This is a genomic window from Robertmurraya beringensis, from assembly GCF_042433785.1.
GTDB lineage: Bacteria > Bacillota > Bacilli > Bacillales > Cytobacillaceae > Robertmurraya_A > Robertmurraya_A beringensis.
Window position 1 is genome coordinate 1 of record NZ_JBHLUU010000070.1, and the last position, 2,641, is coordinate 2,641.

Sequence of the window (2,641 nt, forward strand, 5' to 3'; positions counted from 1 at the left end):
CAGGTCTAATTGTAAATAAATTTCCAAATGGATGGAGCCACCTTTGTTGGGTATTTACTTTTTTGGCTCTAAATAGAGAATATAATTAAACTGAAAATTACGAAATTATTTATGCAACACTAGTGATAAGAGAGTTATATTCAAAAGTTAAAAATCACCTAGCTTTTACTACTAATAAGTTAAGTTATCAACGCTAATATTTGTTAAATTAAATTCTTGTTCTGTATCACAAAAGGTAAGTTTCCCATAAATACGTCGATTATCAATATATTGTGGAATGCCCCACTTTCTCAAAACATCACTAAAAATAACATATTCAAATCTCCCACTACCATCATCATAATTTATATATTCCAATACTTCATGTCTAATAAAATACGTGCAATGTACAACCTCCACCTCAATTAAACCTTTCACTCTGTGGTGTAAAACATCATGATACATAGATTCTTCTTTGTAGTAACCATTTTCATCCGTCTTAAAATGATAATTAGAGTAGGGATGCCATGGAAGATCGCCATTTCGCAGCAATGGAGCAACTACTGGTAACCCTGTCTTTACAAGGGTTTCAATTGTTTCAGGTACAACAAAGTTGTCACAATCAGCGACAAAATAGTGTGTACCCTTTTCTTTCGCCCAATCTACTGATTCTTGTCGTATACGGCCTACTACTTTAAATCTAATAAAATTCCACTCATGAGGACTATAATCTTGTACACGTGCCTCCACATCACTTGCATCATAATAAATTTCTGAGTATCGTTCTTTTACTTTGTCTATCCAGCTTTCGAGTATCTCTGCAGTATTATCATTATTATTATTTGTACGTATATAGAGCTTTATTTGGGAAGCAGGATAAGTCTGGTTTTCAATTAGTTCAAGGTATAATGGCAGAACATGGGCTTTATCTTTTGCAAGAATAGCGATGGTAACCATGTCAGTTGGTATCATAAACATTCATCCCTTCTGTTTAGACAACATTTTATTCTATGTTCTCTTATTCCAAAGGTCACAGAAAATTTCCTATATCCATTTAAGGATGATCTTTGTCAAATCAGAACATTACAATCGAATTTTATTCATATTTTATGAAGAAAGTAAGAGAGGGTGAGTATATAATGAATAGAAAAAGTAAAAGTACTTATTAAGCAAAAGGAGATTAGTTAAGATAACTAATCTCCTTTAATAATTTTCATTTATAAATTTACTGTCAATAATCAAACAACTCAAAATTACAGAGGCTGCAGCAAACCAGATATTTTTTTATCATAGGTATCTGTAGGTGCAAGTCTATCAATAGTAATATAAGCCCAGTCTCCTGACAATGCTTGAACTGCAGTAGGGGTCAAAGTTACGTCGATACTGAAATGTCTAGCACCATTAGCTGGAGGTTCTGAGACAATTCCAGAAGCTGTCCCTGTCACTTCATAGGTTGATATGTCTTGAGCGTTTGATTTAAAATATGCGTTCACTCTAAGGTTAACTATATTACCAACTCCACCTTGATTCGTTGTGAAGAAGTGGACTTGAACTACCAATGGAGTACCAGCTACATATGATCGTGGAAGTTTGAATGGAATGTTGACTTCTTCTGAAAAAATTCTATTAAAAGGATAAGTCGCTACTCTTCCAGCTGAACTACCAGGAGGGTAAATAAATACTATTTGTTACGGATCAAAGCTTCAACCACTGAAGGCATCTTGAACAGTAAAGACAAGCTCATCTGGTCCTTTGGGTCCAGTTGCTCCTGTTGCCCCTATCGCTCCTGTTAATCGAGGAAACACTCACTTCTATTAAGACCACCTATACATGACATAATAAATATCATATGTGTACATGACACTACATTGATAGACTATTTTCCCAAATAGAATGAGAAAAATTGTAAAACTCTATAAAAAAACCAACCACCTCGTTTTGAGATGGTTGAAGCTTCGTTAATATTTTTCGTGATTCATAATAACAATAGATCCACGTACAACCAGTAGTCTAAAACAGAACTGTAGCCGCTTAATTCTTTTTTTATATCCACAGTCTACTTGAAAGGCTGAAGCCTACTTAACCTCGATTTACTAAACCGTTCTAAATAGAACTGTGACAGCAACACCACTAGGGAATGCGGCCTGTGGTCCGCCAATTCTTCTGACTTGTACAGATAGTAATGTGCATCTGGAAATTGGTACATTAGCGGAAACAAAGGCGCAGCAACCTGTTGTCACCGTAGCAATTACAGGCGGAGTAGTTGGTGTGTTTGTTGCAGCACAATCCGTACTGATAATTATCTCAGCCTGGGCTGGATTACCCATCAAATTATTATCACGAGTATTAAAGACTAACCCTGTAATAATTGAATTTTCAGGTATAACAACTGTATTTCGAGCAAAGTCAGCTGAAGAGGTTCCTAACCCGACAAAATCGTTATTGCCAATGGATTGATCTGAACCTAAAAATAGTCTATATATTCCTGGTCCCGTGGCCCCTGTGGCTCCTGTTGCTCCTGTCGCTCCCGTGGCTCCTGTTGCTCCTGTTGCTCCTGTGGCCCCTGTGGCTCCTGTCGCTCCTGTCGCTCCTGTGGCCCCTGTGGCTCCTGTCGCTCCTGTCGCTCCTGTTGCTCCTGTTGCTCCTGTCGCTCCCGTGGCCC

General features: G+C 37.4%; 3 protein-coding genes. All 3 read right to left on the reverse strand.

What is annotated here, in order from left to right; all coding sequences use genetic code 11:
• Positions 1-171: 171 nt before the first annotated feature.
• Entirely contained in the window at positions 172-951 is a 780-nt protein-coding gene (locus ACFFHF_RS12005; protein WP_377058238.1) for a glycosyltransferase family 2 protein, read from the reverse strand.
• A gap of 281 nt (positions 952-1,232) precedes the next feature.
• On the reverse strand, positions 1,233-1,538 hold the full coding sequence (locus ACFFHF_RS12010; RefSeq protein WP_377058239.1) for a hypothetical protein: 306 nt from the start codon (positions 1,536-1,538) through the stop codon (positions 1,233-1,235).
• Between the two features lie 534 nt (positions 1,539-2,072).
• On the reverse strand, positions 2,073-2,641 hold a 569-nt coding region (locus ACFFHF_RS12015), incomplete at its 5' end, for a hypothetical protein (RefSeq protein ID WP_377058240.1).